Annotated in this window: 15 protein-coding genes and 1 tRNA gene; 1 reads left to right on the forward strand and 15 read right to left on the reverse strand. The window is 44.7% G+C overall.

The annotated features are described in order from the left end of the window. Position 1: 1 nt before the first annotated feature. Positions 2 to 2,116 carry a bifunctional 23S rRNA (guanine(2069)-N(7))-methyltransferase RlmK/23S rRNA (guanine(2445)-N(2))-methyltransferase RlmL gene (rlmKL, locus tag K5X84_RS06290; RefSeq protein ID WP_222235352.1) on the reverse strand — a complete coding sequence of 705 codons (2,115 nt, stop codon included), beginning with the start codon at positions 2,114 to 2,116 and terminating at the stop codon, positions 2 to 4. A gap of 202 nt (positions 2,117 to 2,318) precedes the next feature. Here rlmKL and K5X84_RS06295 point away from each other — a divergent pair. After that, a tRNA-Met gene (locus K5X84_RS06295) sits at positions 2,319 to 2,395 on the forward strand. Positions 2,396 to 2,474: 79 nt separating this feature from the next. Here K5X84_RS06295 and K5X84_RS06300 read toward each other — a convergent pair. The 14 genes from K5X84_RS06300 to K5X84_RS06365 all read right to left on the reverse strand — a co-directional run bounded on the left by K5X84_RS06300 (position 2,475) and on the right by K5X84_RS06365 (position 20,854). Next, positions 2,475 to 3,029 carry a cell division protein ZapC domain-containing protein gene (locus K5X84_RS06300; RefSeq protein ID WP_222235353.1) on the reverse strand — a complete coding sequence of 185 codons (555 nt, stop codon included), beginning with the start codon at positions 3,027 to 3,029 and terminating at the stop codon, positions 2,475 to 2,477. 64 nt (positions 3,030 to 3,093) lie between these two features. Continuing rightward, a complete protein-coding gene (gene pyrD, locus K5X84_RS06305; protein ID WP_222235354.1) occupies positions 3,094 to 4,098 on the reverse strand; it encodes a quinone-dependent dihydroorotate dehydrogenase in 1,005 nt (334 codons plus the stop codon). After that, positions 4,098 to 8,945: an NAD-glutamate dehydrogenase gene (locus tag K5X84_RS06310; RefSeq protein ID WP_222235355.1), complete on the reverse strand. Its 4,848-nt coding sequence runs from the start codon at positions 8,943 to 8,945 to the stop codon at positions 4,098 to 4,100. The genes pyrD and K5X84_RS06310 overlap by 1 nt, the downstream gene beginning before the upstream one ends. Positions 8,946 to 9,141: 196 nt before the next feature. Continuing rightward, positions 9,142 to 9,369: a DUF2835 family protein gene (locus K5X84_RS06315; RefSeq protein WP_222235356.1), complete on the reverse strand. Its 228-nt coding sequence runs from the start codon at positions 9,367 to 9,369 to the stop codon at positions 9,142 to 9,144. 23 nt (positions 9,370 to 9,392) lie between these two features. Beyond that, on the reverse strand, positions 9,393 to 11,984 hold the full coding sequence (gene pepN / locus K5X84_RS06320) for an aminopeptidase N (protein WP_222235357.1): 2,592 nt from the start codon (positions 11,982 to 11,984) through the stop codon (positions 9,393 to 9,395). Between the two features lie 18 nt (positions 11,985 to 12,002). After that, a complete protein-coding gene (nhaC, locus tag K5X84_RS06325) occupies positions 12,003 to 13,457 on the reverse strand; it encodes a Na+/H+ antiporter NhaC (protein WP_222235358.1) in 1,455 nt (484 codons plus the stop codon). 12 nt (positions 13,458 to 13,469) lie between these two features. After that, entirely contained in the window at positions 13,470 to 14,855 is a 1,386-nt protein-coding gene (locus tag K5X84_RS06330; protein WP_054487772.1) for a sodium-dependent transporter, read from the reverse strand. Positions 14,856 to 14,966: 111 nt separating this feature from the next. After that, on the reverse strand, positions 14,967 to 17,024 hold the full coding sequence (prc, locus tag K5X84_RS06335; protein WP_222235359.1) for a carboxy terminal-processing peptidase: 2,058 nt from the start codon (positions 17,022 to 17,024) through the stop codon (positions 14,967 to 14,969). Positions 17,025 to 17,033: 9 nt separating this feature from the next. Further along, positions 17,034 to 17,660, reverse strand: a complete 627-nt coding sequence (gene proQ / locus K5X84_RS06340) for an RNA chaperone ProQ (RefSeq protein WP_054487776.1) — start codon at positions 17,658 to 17,660, stop codon at positions 17,034 to 17,036. Next, positions 17,653 to 17,943, reverse strand: coding sequence for a hypothetical protein (locus K5X84_RS06345; protein WP_054487779.1), 291 nt, complete (start codon positions 17,941 to 17,943; stop codon positions 17,653 to 17,655). The genes proQ and K5X84_RS06345 overlap by 8 nt, the downstream gene beginning before the upstream one ends. Position 17,944: 1 nt before the next feature. Then, entirely contained in the window at positions 17,945 to 18,418 is a 474-nt protein-coding gene (locus K5X84_RS06350; RefSeq protein WP_222235360.1) for a GAF domain-containing protein, read from the reverse strand. Beyond that, positions 18,415 to 18,714, reverse strand: coding sequence for a YeaC family protein (locus K5X84_RS06355; protein WP_199494822.1), 300 nt, complete (start codon positions 18,712 to 18,714; stop codon positions 18,415 to 18,417). Before K5X84_RS06355 ends, K5X84_RS06350 begins: the two co-directional genes overlap by 4 nt. Before the next feature lie 5 nt (positions 18,715 to 18,719). Continuing rightward, the gene (locus K5X84_RS06360) at positions 18,720 to 19,049 is read right to left on the reverse strand and encodes an eL43 family ribosomal protein (protein WP_054487785.1); all 330 of its coding nucleotides are present in this window, start codon (positions 19,047 to 19,049) and stop codon (positions 18,720 to 18,722) included. 128 nt (positions 19,050 to 19,177) lie between these two features. Continuing rightward, the gene (locus tag K5X84_RS06365) at positions 19,178 to 20,854 is read right to left on the reverse strand and encodes an alanine/glycine:cation symporter family protein (RefSeq protein ID WP_199496412.1); all 1,677 of its coding nucleotides are present in this window, start codon (positions 20,852 to 20,854) and stop codon (positions 19,178 to 19,180) included. Positions 20,855 to 20,881: the final 27 nt, after the last annotated feature.

Here is a 20,881-nt window from a genome sequence, read left to right on the forward strand (position 1 = left end):
ATTAAGCCCGTGAAATAATATAATAATGATGAATACCTTTATGGCGTTTGAAGTCCTCGGGTATTGAGGCCTGGGTCTGATCATTTACTTCAAGACCGGCTTTATCCAGGCCTTCGGTGTCGATGCGGAATTTCTTTCTATTGTTAGAGAATAGAATCACGCCATCCTCTTTCAACATTCCCGTGGCGGTTTTTATCAAACCGACGTGGTCACGCTGTATGTCTAAGGTTCCGCTCATACGTTTTGAGTTACTAAAGGTGGGCGGATCAAGGAAAATAACGTCAAACAGTTGCTTGCCCCTTTGTTCCCGCATCCAGCTAAAGCAGTCAGCCTGAATAAACTGGTAGTCGCCTCGTAAGCGGTTTAAGGCAAAGTTACGCTCGCCCCACTTCAGGTAAGTTTTCGACATATCAACAGAAACGACTCGTGCGGCTCCGGCTCTGGCGGCCTGAACAGAGGCTGTGCAGGTATAGGCAAATAAATTCAGCACATCCAATTCTTCGCATTTATCCAGTAGCTCTTTACGCACTAATCTGTGGTCCATAAATAAACCGGTATCCAGGTAGTCGGTTAAATTCACCTCAAACTTGGCGCCGTATTCATTAACCGTTAACACCGTGCTTTCCTGCGACTGCTTTTCGTATTGCTGCTTACCGCTTTGGCGCTGACGGCGTTTTAGAATAATTTTGTCTTCAGATACAGGCAAAGCTGAACTCAAGGACTCGAGCATGAACCACAAACGGTCATTGGCAACGCCTTCCGGAATATCCTTTGGAGCTGCATATTCCTGCACAACCACGTAATCCTGATAGATATCGATAGCGGCGTTGTACTCAGGAATGTCGGCATCATAAACACGCCAGCAATCCAGTCCTTCCTTGTCTGCCCATTTACTTAATTTCGCGTAGTTCTTCCTAACCCTATTAACCAAGTCACCTGCTTGACTCTCTGCGAAGTCAGGTTGCTCTTTAGTTAAGTCGTAAAGCGCCAGATTAACCGGAATTGCACCGTTTAATAGCGGGTATTTCTTATGACTACGCAGTTTCAGACGTTTCAATAACTGCTCGTCTCCAGCCAATACGGCTATATGCCAATTATGGAAAGTGTCTTTTAATTGGCGGCCAAAACGGCGGTACAATAGTAAGGTCTCAACGGCCTCACCCAGACGTTCCCCGTAGGGAGGATTACAGACTAACAGGCCACTTTCCGCCGGTGCTTCACAGTTTGTCGCATCTGCAACTTCAAACTCTATCACTTCATGTAATAGCACACGCTTCGCGTTATCTTTAGCTTTAGCGACCAGGTGTGGGTTGCTGTCAGAGCCTTTTAGCTGGCCTTTAAAGCTCTTCTTCCCTTCTTTAAAGCGCTGTTCTGCCTGCTCGAGTACGTCATGCCATAATTGCGGCGAATGCTCATGCCAATACAAAAAGCCCCAATGCGCGCGGCTCAAGCCTGGTGCGTGATCCATAGCCATCATGGCTGCTTCTATTACTAAGGTGCCTGAACCACAAAACGGGTCAAAAATAACAGGTTCATCTTTTTCTAATTCATTTTTGATGCCTGCACGAACTAATATGGCGGCGGCTAAGGTTTCCCGCAACGGCGCTTCCCCCTGCTGCAGGCGGTATCCCCTTTTGTGCATACCATCGCCGGTAAAGTCTAAAGACCAGGTTAGCTTGTCTTTATGCACTCGTACCGCAATACGAATGTCCGGATCCTGCTTATCAATACTGGGGCGTTCAAACCCATTATTGCGAAAGTTGTCGACAATGCAGTCTTTAACTAACTGTGCGCCAAACTGGGTATGGCGAATGTCGTCATTACCGCCGGAAAAATCAACCACGAAAGTTCTGTTCGCATCGAAAACGTTGCTCCACGAGAATTGAGTCAATGCCAGTTTAATCTCATCCAGGCTGGAAACTTCCTTTTCACCCAGTTGTAATAGCATACGGCTTGCTAACCTGGACCACATAGCCACGGTATAAGCCTGCTTCAAATCAGTCTCGATATAGCAACCCGCAAGGGTTTGCTTAACATGACTTAAATTGAATTCTTGCAACTCATCAAACAAAAGCCCTTCAAGACCTTTGGAGCACGCAATAAAAAAACGATACATAGAAACTTCGCCTAAAAAATTAAGGGGACAATTATAACGGAGAGCTCAGTGGCTGTCTGTAATTCCAGCTGAAATAAGGGAATTACAGAGAGAATGACTAATAAAGCAACAGTTAAACCGTATTTGTATAAATACTATGCGGTTGGTTTAAATAAAGCTTGCGCGACACGAATTATGGCTATACTATGCGCTCTCAATCGGACGCGGGGTGGAGCAGTCTGGTAGCTCGTCGGGCTCATAACCCGAAGGTCGTAGGTTCAAATCCTGCCCCCGCAACCAACGTCCGGACAGAAATATCTTCATATTAATTCCCCAGAACACATCTGTACTTCCCTGAAAAAATTAATGAATAAACTTACTAAGCCAGTTGTTGGCTCCAGCTAGATTGAGCCGACATTGCCAAGTCGACTGTCGCAGGTAAAAGTCGATTTAATGTGACTTTTATAACGTAAAACTGTTTCAAAGACTTAATTGCCGAAAGCTGCATTCCATCACTTAATAATAAGCAGGTTGCAAATTCATCATCTGCATCAAGAATTAGAAATAACCCTTGATCAAAGCCTGAGTTTAATTCGCATAAGGTACGCTCTGCCGGCCATTCATTAATGTCGGACTTTTGGAAATGCCAGCTTTGAGGCATTTGAGGACGACCAAAACGACTCCATGCAGTTGCATTGAGTGCCGCACTACATGGGGTACAGGGGACTTTATCTGAAGGATAAGACTCTAAAACCTCACTAACCTTTTGGAAGGTTGTCGCATCCTCAATATCCATTAGTTGTTCACTAAAGTGGATATTGACTAATTGACTCGGTTTGTAAGGTGTTTCAAAGACGCTGTCTTCGTTCAGCTTAATGCTGAGCTTGCCAGTTTCTGCATTGAACAACCATAGCCAATGGGATTCCGATTCCACAGTGTTAGCCTTTATAATTAGAAGAATTTAAGCCTTGCGATAAGATACTAAACTCGCCCGGCTATTACAAGTGGTTAACAATTGAACGAATAAGCCCCGGCCCCTGGTAGATAAACCCTGTATAAATTTGCACCAGGCTAGCTCCAGCCCTGAATTTGGCCTGCGCGGCCTCGGGTGAATCTATGCCCCCAACACCAATTACTGGTATCTGTCTTTGCAAAGTTTTACATAAGAGCTCTATAATCCGAGTACTTTTATTTTGTAATGGCTTACCACTTAGCCCCCCTGCTTCTTTAGCTTTATCATCACGCAAACCATCTCGCGAAAGCGTCGTGTTTGTGGCAATCACACCATCCATTTTATTTCGCAGTAAAGATTGAGCCATGACTTCAACTTCGCTTTCTTCAAGATCCGGAGCTATTTTCACAACCAACGGAACGTAGCGATCATACTTATTCGCCAGTTCAAGTTGTGACTCCTTAAGCCCGGAAAGCAAAGCATCAAGACTTGAGCCATGTTGAAGGTCTCTTAAACCAGGTGTATTGGGTGATGAAATATTAATTGTCACGTAACCGGCGTAAGGGTAAACCTTTTCCAGGCACGCAAGATAATCATCAAGGGCTCGCTCTTCCGGGGTGTTTTTATTCTTACCGATATTGATACCCAGCACACCTTTATAAGATGAGGCCTTTACGTTTTCAAGCAATACATCCACACCGTGGTTGTTGAACCCCATGCGGTTGATAATTGCTTCATCTTCTACCAGTCGAAATAAACGCGGTTTATCATTTCCTGGCTGTGCTAAAGGCGTAACTGTACCAACTTCAATAAATCCAAAGCCCATTTGTGCAAACGCATCGATACACTCAGCATTTTTATCAAGCCCCGCCGCTAAGCCTACCGGGTTAGGAAAGTCTATTCCCATAACCCGGACAGGTTTACTTGGTAAGTTTTGCTTCCAAAGCAAAGACAACGGAGTACGATGCCATTTACTTAAGATCCCGAGCGTAAGCTCGTGCGTTTTCTCGGGATCTTGTTTAAACAACCATGGTCGAATCAGCTTATACATTAACTGACAACTTTCGGTGCACAGTTGTGGCTTAACAGCATCAGTTCTCTCAGAGCAACGGAGAACTTAGCAAACTCATGGCTTTTCGTTGTACGGAAATCCGATAACATCTGCTGCCAACGGGAAAGCAAGACTTCATTCTGCTCTATCCACTCACTGATCATTTTCTCAGGATCGCTAACATCCGGTGTGGAACGCAGCACAACCTGAGTCAAAGACCGTTGCTGCCAATCCAGCTCTTCCCGGAACGCAGCTCGTGCCAGTGCCTGCCAGTGATTTGCAACAGGTTGATTATTAATTTGAGTTAAGAACCAGTGCAGATTTATTTCTGCGCCCAAACGGAAATACAATGTGCCGACAGTCTTAAACGATTGACCTGTTTCGTTAGCCACTTCCGCTAAGTCCATAGCAGAGAACACAGTACTCAGGCTGGCGACCTGTTTAGCAAGGTTAGCCGGGAAGCCATGTTCTTTATACCTCTCAATACTTTGCTCAATGACTTTCGCTTCCTCTTCAACCATGTACTTAAGGCTATTTTTGCGCAAGTCATCGAAGGCGCCCATGTAGAAGTCCAGGTGTTCCTGCACGCCACTCAATGCCGGGTTACGATGGCGCAAGAACCAACGCGTTGCCCGACGCACCATACGACGAAGCTGGAATAGAACATCATTCTGAACTTCAGCCGGAACTTTGTTATTCAAAGCTTCAATTTGTTCCCAAAGTTCTTCAACTTTAAAACATTCACGCGCAACCACATAAGCTGATGCAATTTCCGCATACGATGCGCCGGTAGCTTCTTGCTTACGGAATACGAAGTTCGGTCCCATATCGTTAACGATATTATTAGCCAACTTAGTAGCAATAATCTGACCTTTTAGCGGATGTGATGTCATGCTATCCGCAAAGCTTTCACGCAATGCTTCCGGGAAAGAATCAAATAACTCGCGCATGTGATACGGATCTTCAGTAATTTCATCCGTAATCAGTTGCTCTTTCAGAACCATCTTCCCATAAGCCGTTATAGTGGCTAATTCTGGGCGTGTCAGGCCTTGGTTAGCAGCCTGACGCTCGACCAGTTCGTCATCATCGGGTAAAAACTCAAGCTGACGGTTTAATGCATGTTCCCGCTCGAGATGATGAATGAAGCGCTGGTATTCTTTAACCTGATCGGTACCGCGCAATGCCGTTACAGAGATAGATTGTGTTTGTCTGTTACAGTCATCAAGCACAATCTTTGCAACGTCATCGGTCATATCATAAAGCAGCTTATCGCGTTGCTTCTTAGTAAGGTCGCCATTATTGACCAAACCGTTTAGCAATATTTTGATATTAACTTCGTTATCCGAACAGTCGACACCACCAACGTTGTCGACGAAGTCCGTATTGACTCGACCGCCCTTCTGGGCAAATTCAATACGTCCTAACTGAGTAAAGCCTAAATTACCGCCTTCTCCAATAATTTTAGCGTTTAGATCCCGGCCATTTACGCGTAATGCGTCGTTAGCGCGGTCGCCAACATCACTGTCCGTTTCGGCCTTACCTTTAACATAGGTACCAATGCCGCCGTTCCAGATAAGATCGACTTCCATTGTTAAGCAGGCTTTTATTAACTCGTTAGGCGTCATGGACTTCTTCTGGGTGCCCAGCATTTTCTTAATTTCAGGCGTTAGCTCAATAGCTTTCGCGCTTCTTGAGAATATGCCACCACCTTTTGAAATTAAGTCGCGATTATAGTCGTCCCAGCTTGAACGAGGCATTTTAAACAAGCGATCTCGTTCTTCCCATGACTTCGCCGCATTCGGTTCAGGGTCAATGAAAATGTGTAAATGGTTAAATGCCGCCTGCAAGCGAGTGTGTTTGGACAGCAGCATACCGTTACCGAAAACATCCCCTCCCATATCGCCGACAGCGACGCAGGTAAAGTCGGTTGTTTGACAATCGATACCCATTTCCCGGAAGTGACGTTTTACAGACTCCCAGGCGCCGCGAGCGGTGATACCCATTTTCTTGTGGTCATAGCCAACGGAACCGCCTGATGCGAAAGCATCACCGAGCCAAAAGTTGTACTCAGCAGAAATGCCGTTAGCAATGTCAGAGAAAGTGGCGGTACCTTTATCAGCAGCAACCACTAAATAAGAGTCATCTTCGTCGTGACGAACCACATCTTTAGGTGGAACAATCTCACCTTCAACAATGTTATCTGTGATATCCAGCAAAGCACGGATAAAGGTTTTATAGCACTCTTTGCCTTCGGTCATCATACCTTCACGGTCTTCTGGTAACGCTTTGCAAATAAAGCCACCTTTAGCACCAACAGGAACGATAACTGTGTTTTTAACCTGCTGCGCTTTAACCAATCCAAGCACTTCAGTACGGAAGTCTTCCCGACGGTCAGACCAACGCAAACCACCACGCGCTACTTTTCCACCACGAAGGTGCACACCTTCCACTCTCGGAGAGTAAACAAAGATTTCAAACTTAGGCAACGGCAATGGCATTTCCGGAACAAGTTCAGGTAAGAACTTAACCGAAATATAGGGTTTATCGTTACCTTGTTCATCCTGTTGGAAGAAGTTAGTGCGTAACGCGGCATCAATGAGCTCAACATAGCGACGAATAATACGATCGTCATCAAGGTTTGCTACGTTATCCAGTTCCGTATTTATACGAGTATGAAGCGCTTCGATTTTTTTCTCTGCGCCTTTTGTTCCCGGCTCAAACTTGCTGTAGAACATTTTCACAACCAGCTTGGCCAACAGCGGATACTTACTGAATGTGCTCTCTATGTAACTCTGACTGAATGTCGTTCCAATTTGACGCATATATTTGGCAAACATGCGCAAAATAGTTGCCTGGCGACCATTCATGCCTGCACCTAGCACCAGACGGTTGAACCCATCATCTTCTAATTTACCATTCCAGACGAGTGCAAACGCTTCCTGGAAAGTTTCACGACTTTCTTCCAGGTTCAGTGAACCTGCGGTATGCAACATATGAAAGTCCAGTACCCAGTACACATCGCCGTCGGCTGTTTTTATCTGGTACGGACTCTCACCAATGACGCGCAAACCAAAGTTTTCCAACATCGGCAACACATCTGACAGATGAATCGGTTCATCTTTATGGAACAATTTCAGGTGTAAATGTTTGCTGTCGTCTTTTTCTTCCTGCGCACGGTATAAAACCATACCCAACTTATGTTCATCATTTAGCGACTCAAGCTGCTTAATGTCTGATATAGCAACTGAGGGAAGTACGTCTTCTTTATAAGCTCGTGGGAACGCTGTGGCGTAACGTTTGTTTAAACGCGTTGCATTGGCTTCCCCAAATGTCGACTGCAAAATACGTTCGAAATTATCTTCCCATGTGCGGGCCGCTTCAATTAAATTCTGTTCTAATTCTTTCACGTTCACATCCTGATGATCTTGGCTCAAACGCACAGTGTAATGTGTTCTCGCTAATGAAGACTCGGAGAAGTAAGTGGTAAAGTCCACGTCATATTCAGTTTTTAATGTACGGGCTAAAACGCTTTGAGTTCTCTGGCGCAACAGCGTGTTATAACGCTCTTTTGGTACGTAAACCATGCAGGACATAAAGCGGCCGAAGATATCACGACGCAGAAAAGCGCGGGTCATGTCACGCTCTTGCATTTGTAAGACGCCCAGGCCAACAGTCAGCAAGTCATCTTCTTCAGCCTGAACGATTTCATCTCGCGGATACGTTTCTAAAATGTTCAATAACGCTTTTGCGGCGTGGGACTGTGGAGCAAAGCCTGACATCTCTAACACACGAGAGATTTTTTCGCTGACAAGCGGAATATCACGCGCGCTGTTATTGTAGAAGTTTGCTGAATAAAGACCGATGAAACGATCCTCACCTACCACTTCGCCTTTCTCGTTAAATCGCTTAACACCGATATAGTCAGAATATGCCGGGCGATGCACCCGCGATTTAGAGTTCGTTTTTGTTAACAACAACAAACGATCATTTTGGGTAATTTCGCGGGCATCTTCCGGTAAACTTGAAACCATACGGCCTTTGTCGCTGACGGAATTTTTCATCAGACCCAGGCTGGAATCTTTTACTTGTTTAAGTTCGTAGTCCCCTTTTACCGGGGTTAATTCATACGAGCGATAACCTGTTAACGTGAAATTATCGTTTGCCAGCCACTGTAAAAAACGCTGAATTTCTTTTTTCTCTTTTTTTGAGCCTGGGTAATAATCATTACTCAATTGTTCCGAAACAACCTGCAGACGGCTGCGCATCGACTGCCAATCTTGCACCGCAAGACTGATCTCTTCCATGACAGAAACCAGTTCACTTTTTAAAGTCTTAATTTCTTTCTGGCTTGTCTGACGGTCTATTTCAATCAAAAATACCGTATCTACATAGTTGTCATTGCTACGGGTGCCCGGCTTTTGCAGCTCTGTAACCTGGCCATTATTGTCGCGTTTATGGCTTAAAGGCATATGCAACAACAAATGAGAGGTGATCCCTAGCCTAGCCAACGCCATCCGCACAGAGTCGACCATAAAAGGCATGTCACTCTGAATGATTTCAATAATGGTATGCGGTGACTCCCAGCCATCGGTTGGAACTTCAGGGTTGTATACTTTAATCAGCGCTTTATCACCGGACTTATATTCATTAAAACTGTGCCACAGGCCTAAAACCGCACCATACATATCGCTGTCGTGGCGGTTAGTTAAGTCATCACTGGCAATATTACGATATAGACGCTTGGCAAAATCTGCTACTAAGTGCGCCTGAGAGGAAGGAACTTTCTTATTTATCAATTCAACGACTTTTTCCAGTAAAACCGGAGATTGACTATCGACCAACGACATAATTACAGAGTCCTTGAGGTTGTTGGTGAAACGTCGTAGGCAAGCCCAAATGCGGCCCACGGCCAGAGAATATATGATTGATGTTATTGTCGAACATTTACGCTGGGGTTTCAACGCTTATTCGCGCTAAAAACAGGTGTTTAGACCAGATATGACGGGGAAACTAATATAAGTATTTAGTTTAACTGAATGGACTCTAGGTCAGTCGCTTTAAACCTACAAACTTTTGTTGCTCGCCAACCTGTAAAAGGAAGCGTCCGTGTATTCCCTGGGTGTCAATAAAAGGAATTAAACGACCCGCGGGAAGTGCAACCCGCGTGCCGTTAACCGTTGTAACAACGACTTGTTGATAACCTTTACTGTAATAAACATCGCAGAACTCTTGATAGCTCATTCCCAGGTTAAAAACATATTCAATGATCACCGTCGCGTTATACCTTTAGATAATTATTCACTTAGACAACTTTCTATCTTTTCAAACAAATCACTCGCCAAGTTTGGCAGTTCTCGTAATGTCTCAAGCTCTTTACGCATAAGTTGCTGCCGGCTACTGTCATAACGTCGCCAGCTAACAAAAGCGGAAAGCAAACGCGAAGCAACCTGAGGGTTGCTGGTATTTAATTGCTGAATGACTGAGCCAATTAACTCGTACCCTGCTCCATCATCTCTATGAAATTGCGGCTGGTTTTGCGTAAATGCTGCTAATAAAGAATATATACGGTTAGGATTTTTCAGTGAAAAGTCGGGATGCGTCATTAAACTTTTAACTCGTTCAACCGTTTTTTCATTGTTAGCGAGTGCCTGGGTGCTGAACCATTTATCCATAACCAGTTTTTCACCACACCACTGTTCTTCAAACTGATTTAACAAAGGTTCCGCAACGACGTTATTCGCCCAGACAGCCGCCTGTAAAGCGCCAAGCTGGTCGGTCAAATTATCAGCCTGGTTAAATTGTTGCTTTAAGCGATTAGAAGTTTTGTCACCAAGTTCAGCTAAGTAGCTTAAGCAAACCTGCTTCAATTGACGCTTAGCAATATCCTCGCCATTTAACTGGTAAGCTTTTTCAGAGACACAAACATCCAGAAGCTCTTTGAAGTCATCCTCTAATGCTTCGGCCAACTGCAGTTTTAGCGACTTCAACTGAGCATTAATGGCTTCAACCGGAATGGTTTTATAACCATCAGCGATAGTTGATGCCGTTGGCAGAGTTAAGGCGAGAGCTTTTAAAGCCGGATCCGTATTCGCCTGAAGTAAGTTCCGGCACGCCTGAATGGTTTGTTCGGACAGTTCGGCGCTGCTTTTAGTAGCAATGCCCTTTTCCACAATACGCGTAAACAGAGACTGGGCAGCATCCCAGCGGCTGAAATCGTCTTCGCTATGAGCAAGTAAGACTCTAAGCTCGCCATCGGTTAACGACCGTTTTACTTTTACCGGGGCCGAAAAGTTGTCAAATAAGGACAAAATCGGTTTCTCTGCAACATTGTCAAAAGCAAAAGTTGCCTCGGCATCTTTCAAATGCAAGACGTCATCATCGCTTAATGACAAACGTTGACCTTGTTCGCTATAGGCGGACCATTTAACGGGAATATGGAACGGGGCCTTTTCCTCTTGGCCGGGAGTTGAAGCTGTTGACTGTTTTAATACCAACGTAAGACGTTTTTCGTTTTCGTCGTAAACTTCCTCAACGGTCACAACCGGTGTGCCAGCCTGCGAGTACCAGTTACGGAAAGTGGTGAAATCTTTACCGTTAGCATCTTCCATGGCTTTGACAAAGTCTTCGCAGGTAACTGCGTTGCCGTCATGACGCTCAAAATAAAGCTTCATGCCTTTTTGGAAACCTGCTTCGCCAAGCAGAGTGTGGATCATACGAATAACTTCAGCACCCTTATTATAGACCGTTACCGTGTAGAAGTTGTTCATTTGAACCACTTTATCCGGTCTAATTGGGTGCGCCATTGGACCTGAATCTTCAGCAAACTGGTGGCTACGAATAACCCGAACATCCTGAATTCGGTTAACTGCGCGAGAGCCTAAATCTGAACTGAATTCTTGATCACGAAACACCGTTAAGCCTTCTTTTAAGCTCAGTTGAAACCAGTCACGACAAGTGACTCGGTTGCCGGTCCAGTTGTGAAAATACTCGTGACCTATAACCGACTCAACATTGAGAAAATCCTGATCGGTTGCGGTTTTTGGGTTCGCTAATACATACTTTGCGTTAAAAACATTCAGACCTTTGTTTTCCATCGCCCCCATATTGAAGAAGTCCACAGCGACGACCATGTAGATATCAAGATCGTAAACCAGGTCAAAACGCTCTTCATCCCACTTCATCGCATTTTTAAGCGACAGCATGGCATGATCAGCGCGATCAAGATTGCCTTTATCGACAAAGAGTTCTAAATCAACAGTTCGCCCTTCCCGGGTGGTAAACTCATCACGTAAAATATCAAAGTCGCCGGCAACCAGAGCGAACAAGTAACAAGGCTTAGGAAAAGGGTCTTGCCAGGTGGCCAAATGCTTACCGTTTTCAAGCTCAAGATGTTTGATCCGGTTACCATTTGATAGCAAGTACGGAAAGTCACTCTTATCGGCAATAACAGTCGTGGTGAATTTAGCTAAAACATCCGGGCGGTCAAGGTAGAAGGTTATTCTCCGAAAACCTTCCGCTTCACACTGTGTGCAGAACGTATTTTCTGCCAGGTATAAACCTTCGAGAGCTTCATTAGCCGTCGGATTAACACGGTTCTCAATTTCTAAAGTAAAAGAGTTGAGAGGCGTTTTGAGGGTCAGACTATGCTCATCATGCTGGTATAAGTCTTCCGAAACCTCTTCCCCATCAACTTTGATACTCAGCAAAGTTAACTGTTCTCCATCAAGTACCAAAGGCTTTTCATGTTCGCCTTGTCGTACAACTTTTAAGACGCTCTTTACCCGAGTTTCAGTCGGATGAAGATCAAACGTTAAATCGACATCCGTTATTGTGAATTCAGGTTCTTGATAATCTTTACGATATTTAGCCTTTGGTAATTGTGTCATAGCTTCCTTCTGTATTGATTAAGCTTTAGCTGTCTCTTCTTTAGGGTTTAGATACAATATCGTCCAACCCGTGTAAGCAAATACAATGGCAATAAGCGGTGTCAGATAGTTAAAGAACGCATAAATACCATATTCAAACGGGCTCACCGCAAGTACTGAGAACATATAAGCACCACAGGTGTTCCATGGGATAAGAGCCGAGGTAATCGTACCGCTGTCTTCCAGTGTTCGGGACAGAACTCGAGGATCAAGATTACGGCGTTCATATTCTTCTTTAAACATACGCCCAGGCAATACAATGGCCATATACTGATCAGCCGTTAACACGTTTGCCCCAAAGCAAGTAAAAATGGTGCCTGTAATTAGCGAGCCAACACTTTTAGCCGACTTCAGCATGCCGCGGATAAAGCGTTCTAACAGGCCGACCTTTTCCATGATAGCGCCGAATGTCATAGCACTTAAGATAAGCCAAACCGTATTCAGCATTGACACCATTCCACCGCCACTTAGCAGGGAATCTAAATTTGCACTACCGGTGCTAACCTCTACACCGTCTGATAATGCTAACCAAACAACTTTAATAGCAGGTACCCAGCCTTCTTCTCCGGCAATAAAACTGATCATTTCAGGCTGAAAAATAAGCGCCCAGACACCGCCCAGTAATGCGCCAAAAAATACCGTAGGTAAGGCTGGCTTACGGGTCGCAGCCAAATAAAGCAATACAGCTAATGGCACTAGCATCGGCCAACCGATATTAAAGGTGCCCTGCAACTGCTCTTGCATTAGCTCAAGCCGCTGTAAACTCACGTTGGTATCGGCATTAAGGCCAAGAATTAAAAACAGCACAACGGAAATAACAAACGCAGGCCCTGCGGTGTAGCCCATGTAACGGATGTGCGCGAACAGCTCAGTACCCGAAACGGCAGGGGCCAGGTTTGTGGTATCAGATAATGGTGACATTTTATCGCCAAAATAAGCACCTGAAACAATAGCGCCCGCCGCGATACCAGGCTCTAACCCCATTCCGGATGCTACGCCCATTAAAGCCACACCAATAGTCGCGGCGGTAGTCCAGGAACTACCGATAGACAGGGCAACAACGCCACAGATAACACAGCTAGCTGCATAGAATAAACTTGGATTTAATAGCTCAAGGCCAAAATAAATGAGTGTAGGGACGGTACCCGATAAGAGCCAGGTGCCAATCAATGAGCCAACCGCAAGAATGATAAGCATCGCACCCAGGGCGACGGAGATCCCCTCGGTAATACCCTCTTCAATTTGCTGCCAGCTAAAACCATTTCGGAAACCGATAATAACGGCAATGCCTGCAGCAACTAACAATGCTATCTGGTTCGGTCCATAAGAAGAGTCTTCGCCAAACAAATAAACCGACGAAGACAACATGGCAATTAGCGCAAATAAAGGGATCAGCGCTTGTAATAAACTGGGTGCTTTTGTTTTATGACTCATTAATTATTCAACCTAAAGTTTTATAAAGCCAATCAGCTGTAAAAAAATAATAATGATGGCGACTGGAGAAATGTATTTAACACAAAGTAACCAGACATCGAAAATGCCTTTTTTGGTATCCAGTTCGTCTTTTGTGAACTCAGAACGCATCACCCAACCTGCTAATACCGCCAACAGTAAACCGCCTAGTGGTAGTAACAAGCTCGATGTTAAAACATCTATGATATCAAAGAGTGAATTAATTGGCTTACCAAACCATTCACCGCTTAACTGCGCCCATTCAGACCCGGCAAAGGAATGAATCGTTAATTGCCCAAGAAGCCACAGTACTCCGGCCGATACGATTGTTGCCGGCCAGCGACTTAAAGAAAATTTTTCAGCAACAAAAGCCACCGACGACTCAATCATTGCTATGGCCGATGTAAATGCAGCAATAACCAGCATGATAAAAAATACCGTTCCGACAAAACCACCCGCCGGCATCTCACTAAAAGCTAAAGGCAAGGTTGTGAAAATAAGCCCGGGGCCTTCACTTGGGGTTAAACCATAACCAAAAACCAGCGGAAATATGGCCAGGCCGGCAAGCAATGCTACAAAAGTATCTATAACAGCAATCCAGAGGCTGGTTTGCACAATTGAGGTTTCACGGGGAAGGTAGGCACCATACATAATGACAACGCCAGAGGCCAGGCCTAAAGTAAAGAATGAATGGCCGAGTGCTATCATGACACCATTAACACTGAGCTTGCTAAAGTCAGGCTCAAACATAAAGCCTATTGCAGCAGAGAAATCGCCAATACTGCCGGAGTAGACCGCAATGACCACCAACAGAACAATCATGCAGGGCAGTAATAATCTAACAGACCTTTCAAGGCCATTTTTTACACCATTACCAACAACCAAAACCGTGGCTATGATCACCAGGCTGTGCCAAAGCATTAGCTCACCAGGAGATGCCAATAACCCTTCAAAGGTTTTTCCTATCTCTTCAGCTGAAGCCTGGGTAAATGCACCCTGTCCTGCTTTGAATACGTAAGCTAATGCCCAGCCTGCTATTACCGCATAGAAACTCAGAACTAAGTAGCCGGTAAGCATGCCCAGCCATCCGGCCGATTGCCAGGCAGAGTGCTTACCGGATTCTAACGCAACTGATTTTGCGGCATACCCTGGAGAGTGGCGCCCACGCCGTCCTATAATGACCTCAGCCATCATAATGGGTATGCCAATAGCCAAAATACAAAGCAGATAAACAAGGACAAAAGCACCGCCCCCGTTTTCGCCCATTACATAAGGAAACTTCCAAATGTTACCTAAGCCAACAGCAGCGGCAGAAGAAGCCAATATAAAACTTAGCCGGCTTGACCACCGGCTCGAGATAGCTTGATTATTTGTTGTCATTATTATTAATCGTTTGTGTTTATTAACGCGCTATATGACCACAAAAACAGGGTCTATGACAAGTTCACAAAAAAATACCGCCGTAAAGGCGGTACTTTAAAAATTACACTCTTAATTCGAAGCAAGTTGCTTATCATCAATAAAATCGAATGCAACCAGAGCGGCCTGGTCAAGGTAAGGATCCACCTCAACAAAGTCTTCCGGCGCTTCTTCAATATCTTCAACAGGCTTTTTACCCGCACGCTTTAAACGTTCATTAACGCGCTCTAGCTGTATTGCTTTCTGCTTTTCCTGTTTCTCTTCACGCTCAGCTAAAACCAGGCTAACCCAGGTTTTATCACGTTCCTTTCTGAATCTTTCGATTTCCTCAAATACATAAGAAAATTCAGGATCATCCTCTATTCGCTGATTCAGCTGTTGTTGCAACTCTTGTACCTCTGCACTATTGATGTTGCCAACTGTGCTATGTGTGGCTTTATCAATTTTATCCCAGGGCAAAGCGTTGTCTTCTTTACTTTCACCCCACTCAGAAGCTTCAACAAAAGAAGGGAAAACAACGTCAGGCTGAACACCTTTCAGTTGGGTGCTTCCACCGTCAATACGATAAAACTTTGCAATTGTATACTGTACGCTTCCTAACGGATTATCGTAAAAGTCAAAGCGACGAGCCAGACCACGATGCTGCTGTACAGTGCCCTTCCCAAAGGTGTTTTCACCAATAATAAGTGCCCGTTCATAATCTTGCATAGCTGCAGCAAAAATTTCAGAGGCTGATGCACTGTAACGGTCGACCATAACGAACAATGGTCCTTCATAATATGTCTTTCCGTCTTTATCTTCACTGACGTCAATTCGGCCACGCCCATCACTCACCTGTACAACGGGCCCCTTATCAATGAATAAACCACTTAAGCTAATAGCCTCGGTTAACGCTCCGCCGCCGTTACCACGTAAATCTACGATAAGGCCTTCGACATCTTTGCTTTCTAAGTCTTCTATTAGCTTTTTAACATCAGCAGTTAAATTATTGTAGAACCCCGGGATTTCAATAACTCCCAAGCGTCGGCCTTTATAAGGGCCTTCTTCAAATTCTTTTACTTCAGCTTTGGCCGCGCGATCTTCCAGCTTAACTTTGTCACGGACAATCTCAACTTCGCTTGGCGTACCGCCAGCGCCCTGGCTAGCCTTTAAGACCTGTAAGCGAACCGTGGTTCCTTTTGGCCCTTTAATGAGTTCAACAACGTCATCCAACCGCATGCCAATAATATCAACGAAGTCTTCTTCATCTTCACCTTTACCCTGGCCAACAGCGATAATCTTATCTTCAGGTGAGAGCTCTCCAGTTTTGTCCGCCGGACCACCCGGAACCAGGCTGCGGATTACGGTGTAGTCATATTCTGACTGCAAAACGGCACCGATACCTTCAAGTTCAAGGTTCATATTCTGCTGAAAACGTTCTGAATTAGAAGGAGATAAATAACTGGTATGCGCCTCAACCGAGCGAGCAAATGCATTCATCAAGGTTTGAAAAACGTCTTCACTTTTAGATTTGGTCAATCGGTTTAATGCGCTGTTATAACGCTTGCCTAAGGTTTCAACAATTTCCGGCCATTCTTTACCGGCAAGCTTCAAGTTAAGAGCGTCGTATTTAACCCGGCTTTGCCAAAGTTCATTGAGCTCTTCCAGAGACGATGCCCATTCTGCGTCTTCCCGGTCGTAGTAGTACTTGTCATCTTTTGCTGAGAAGTCCATAGGCTCCTCTTCATCAAGCAAAGACAAGGCGTACTCATAACGCTGGAAACGGCGTTCCAGGCTTTTCTGATAGATATCGAAAGCGACATCCAACTCACCACGCTTCAGCATGTCATCGAATAAATGGCGATATTCATCTGCCGCTTCTACATCTTCTTTAAGCAAAAACATCTTGCTGTAATCAAGCAGCTCGAAATAGCGTTCATGAATCTTTTCAGACAGTTCATTATCAAGCGTCAGACTACTGAAATGATAGCGGGTAAAATAAGAGGTAATACGCTCACTGGCTGTATCGTGTTGAGCTTCTTGCTCTAATTCTGGTAACTCACTGACTTTGTGCTCTGGCGGTATTGCAACCGCGGCAGGAACAACACACATCAGTGCCAATGCACATTTTTTTACAGCCCAGTGTTTCATCGACTACTCCTACGCGCGCAGAAAAATCTTGTCTGCTTTAACTTTCATGGTTAACCCGTTTTGCAACTGAACCTGAACATCATCTTTGTCCAGTTCCAAAATTGTTGCTGACATTGGGGTATTCCCTGCTTTTACCTGTACCTGTTGACCAACGGAAAGGTTATTGAGTTCCACATCGGCCAATTTAACTTCAGGTTTGTTAGCTTTTTTGGTGGGCTTAGACTTAGGTTTACCTGCACCTTCCGCTTTCTTCTTAGCCGGCGCCTTCTTTGCATTAGCCTTAGCAGAAGCCTTATTCTTTTCGGCAACTTTCGCCTTTGACTCTTTTAATGTCTCCTGAGCGTGTTGCTGATGCTCTTCAGTAACCGCTTCAACTGACTTACCATCAAGATCCACGCGCTGACTACCAGCTTTAATACTGTGAAGGTAACGCCAACTGTTCGTATAATGACGTAACGCTGTTCTCAAGCGCGTTTTACTCACTTTGTCATCATTTTCCAGACGTTTCGCTAAGTCTTCAAAAATACCAATTTTTAATGGCTTAGCATCGCCTTTAATACTAAAACACTCAGGAAATTGCTCAGTTAAGTAGGCAATAACATCTTTGCTCTTCGTCAGCTTTTCAGGTTCACTCATTCCATTCTTCTTCCTGTTCGCGGACAACTTTCATTAAGTTTCGAACATAGTCGTCCATTTCATCAAATGACAAATCTAATAAGGCAGGCTCTTCGATCCAGTCGTACAGCGTACGACGAACCATTTCTTCAAGCTGCTCTGTTGTATCGTCATCCTCTCGTAATGCATTAATGTGATGAAGCATTTCATTGATTCGGTCAGCGGCTTCTTCTTCCTGCTCTTCGAAAAAAACAACGTCCTGCTTCGTCACCAAATAGCTATGAATATCGAATTCAACAAACATATCAGCGCTGCAACCCTGACCAATCTAATGACTGGCAATATTCAGCAATCGCTTTAATACCTTTTTCATCTTCTTCGCTAAAACGGCCAATTGATGGGCTATCGATATCCAGTACCGCAACCGTTTTGCCGTTTACAACGATAGGAGCCACCACTTCACTGTTTGATGCTGAGTCGCACGCAATATGTCCGGCAAACTGATGAACATCTTCGACTCTCTGACACTCTTGTGACTGTGCCGCTACTCCGCAAACGCCTTTGCCAAAAGGTATTCGGACACAGGCAACTCGCCCCTGAAAAGGGCCAAGCACTAATTCATCGTCTGAGCGGGTTAAATAAAAACCTAACCAGTTAACGTCATCAATATGTTCGTAAAGTAGCGCAGAAATATTCGCGAGGTTTGCAATTAAATCGGGCTCGGCCTCTGTTAATGCCCTGCTTTGGGCTAACAAATCTGAATACAGCTGAGAGCTCATAGTCCGCCTTCTTGTCCATCGAGTTTAAAACGCGCGATTGATTCTTCGGGAGTGTCTTTAAACTGCTCTTTAAGCTCGCGTTTTGTTTTTGTCACCATCTCTCCATTAGCACCAATAGTAAAGGCCTCATCAGAGCTTGCATAGCGCGCCTGATAAGCCATAACTAATTGAATGGAGTTTTCACGTTGCTCGTCAGATAAACGGTTGCCGTCAGGCCATTTCCCCGTTTCAACAGCTTGTACCAGGCGTTCATAGACCTCCTGGTTCATACTTTTAATTAAATCGTCGAATTGCATAGGGGTTACCGCTTTTTCTTTTTTAAAAAGAGAAGTTGCACACGGTTGATTAAAAACCAGACGACTCCACCAACCATCGCCCCAACAGCGATACCATACTGCCAGGTGTTAGGCATAGGCTGTTGCATGAACAAATAAGTAAAAGCAGCGATAGCAATAAGTAAGGCGAGCATTGAACGAGACACCAGCTTGTCAGACTTTTCTTGTTTAAGTCTTAGCCACTCACGTTCCATATCTTCCTTTGACTGACCGGCCAGCACAAACTGACAATGCGGACATTCTTTTACTTTGCTTGAAATTCGTTTATTACACGAAGGACATTGTGTTAACGCCATATACAACCTATCTCTTATGCAGTCCTTGCAATATAAGGCTTTTGCTCTTAATTTCAAGCGTTACCCGGGAATAAAAGTAAAACGGCCAACTTTTCGTTGGCCGCTTAGCTTCAGTTTATTGCCATAAATCACTTCTTCTTATCGGCATCACCAAAGTCTTTCCAGTACGACTTAACGGTCGATTTCATTTCGCGGTGAAGTAAAATCATGCCCAATAAGTTGGGTAATGTCATTAAGACAATGGCAACGGCAGAGGCTGTCCAAACCAACGTTGTATCGGCAAAAGACGCCCAGAAGAAGCCTGCCACATACAGTATGCGATAAGGCATCACACCTTTCTGCCCAACCAGGTAGACAACCGCCCTGTCGCCATAATAAGACCAGGCAATGGCAGTTGAAAATGCAAACATTAATAAGGTAATTGGAATAATATACTGACCGTAATCACCAAAGTAACCGTTTGCAAAAGCCAGTGAGGTAAGAGCCGCTGAGTGCACTAATGACTTACCAACAACCTGAATATCCTCTTTGATCAGATTACCATTTTCAATTCTAACCTGACCGTTGTAGGCATCTTCTCCTGCGATAACAAAACGTACATCTTCAGCAACAGAACGCGCGTGTAAAATCGTGATTTCACCATTCGTCTGAGCCTGGCCATCTACAACTTGTAAAGTGCCCGAGTAACGTTTTATTTCAGTATCGCTAATACCATTTAAGTACTTATACAGTTCTTGTCTGTCTTCGCTGTCAACGTCGTTGTATTCACCGACAACAAAATCCAGATCACTTCGGGCAAAATTGTTCTCAAACTTCTCAGTCCAAACACCCGAAGATAAAATAACCAAACCGGTTAAAGTACAAATTAAAATGGTATCCAGGAACGGCTCAAGAATCGAAACCAAACCTTCAGCTACAGGGTCTTTCGCTTTTGCCGATGCGTGTGCAATAGGAGCAGAACCCTGACCGGCTTCGTTCGAGAATAAACCACGGTTTACACCACGGTTAAAGGCATAAGCAAAGCTTGCACCAAGGAACCCGCCAGCCGCAGCTGAACCAGTGAAGGCATCACGAAAGATAGAAACAAACGACTCACCAATGTTATCGATATTGAAGAAAATAACGCTCAAAGAACCGATAACATAAAGAATCCCCATTATCGGTACGATTTTCGAGGTAACCGCCGCGATTCGTTTAATACCGCCAATAATAACCATCGCCAGCAAAATCGATAAAATGGCGCCAGTCCAGATCGGATCAATCTCAAAGGTCTGTTCCATCGACTGGGCGATATTATTAATTTGCGGCATATTCCCGGTGCCAAACGAACTGATGATTGTTGCAATGGCAAAAATTACAGCCAGCCATTTCATATTCAGACGACGATCCATGTAATACATTGGACCGCCTGCCATCGTTCCGTCTTCGGTTTTAACACGATATTTATGCGACAGAGTAACTTCGACAAATTTCGTGGTCATACCAAGGAATGCTGTCATCCACATCCAGAAAATAGCCGCCGGACCACCTAAAAAAATGGCTAGTGCGACGCCGCCGATATTACCGGTACCGACGGTACCGGATAAAGCGGTAGATAACGCTTCAAAGTGGCTGGTATCACCTTGCGAGTCTTTTTTATCAAACTTGCCCGCTAGTACTCTCCAGGCATGCCGAAAATAGCGCACTTGAGGAAAGCCAAGATATAAGGTGAAAAATAAACCGACACCGAGCAAAATAAATGGGAAATAGGCTGCAGAACCTAAGAACCCATCAATCCAAAGCAAAAAATTGTTGAGCACTTCCAAGGAAGACCCCCTTTGTTGTTATTATTT

Source organism: Idiomarina abyssalis (genome assembly GCF_019797805.1).
Taxonomy (GTDB): Bacteria; Pseudomonadota; Gammaproteobacteria; order Enterobacterales; family Alteromonadaceae; genus Idiomarina; species Idiomarina abyssalis.

What these genes read in the sequence shown, in the direction of transcription:
- pyrD (WP_222235354.1), bottom strand. Translation starts at nt 4,098, where the DNA reads ATGTATAAGCTGATTCGACCATGGTTGTTTAAACAAGATCCCGAGAAA.
- K5X84_RS06330 (WP_054487772.1), bottom strand. Translation starts at nt 14,855, where the DNA reads ATGACAACAAATAATCAAGCTATCTCGAGCCGGTGGTCAAGCCGGCTA.
- nhaC (WP_222235358.1), bottom strand. Translation starts at nt 13,457, where the DNA reads ATGAGTCATAAAACAAAAGCACCCAGTTTATTACAAGCGCTGATCCCT.
- K5X84_RS06355 (WP_199494822.1), bottom strand. Translation starts at nt 18,714, where the DNA reads ATGCAATTCGACGATTTAATTAAAAGTATGAACCAGGAGGTCTATGAA.
- K5X84_RS06360 (WP_054487785.1), bottom strand. Translation starts at nt 19,049, where the DNA reads ATGGCGTTAACACAATGTCCTTCGTGTAATAAACGAATTTCAAGCAAA.
- prc (WP_222235359.1), bottom strand. Translation starts at nt 17,024, where the DNA reads ATGAAACACTGGGCTGTAAAAAAATGTGCATTGGCACTGATGTGTGTT.
- rlmKL (WP_222235352.1), bottom strand. Translation starts at nt 2,116, where the DNA reads ATGTATCGTTTTTTTATTGCGTGCTCCAAAGGTCTTGAAGGGCTTTTG.
- K5X84_RS06310 (WP_222235355.1), bottom strand. Translation starts at nt 8,945, where the DNA reads ATGTCGTTGGTCGATAGTCAATCTCCGGTTTTACTGGAAAAAGTCGTT.
- proQ (WP_054487776.1), bottom strand. Translation starts at nt 17,660, where the DNA reads ATGAGTGAACCTGAAAAGCTGACGAAGAGCAAAGATGTTATTGCCTAC.
- K5X84_RS06345 (WP_054487779.1), bottom strand. Translation starts at nt 17,943, where the DNA reads ATGTTTGTTGAATTCGATATTCATAGCTATTTGGTGACGAAGCAGGAC.
- pepN (WP_222235357.1), bottom strand. Translation starts at nt 11,984, where the DNA reads ATGACACAATTACCAAAGGCTAAATATCGTAAAGATTATCAAGAACCT.
- K5X84_RS06350 (WP_222235360.1), bottom strand. Translation starts at nt 18,418, where the DNA reads ATGAGCTCTCAGCTGTATTCAGATTTGTTAGCCCAAAGCAGGGCATTA.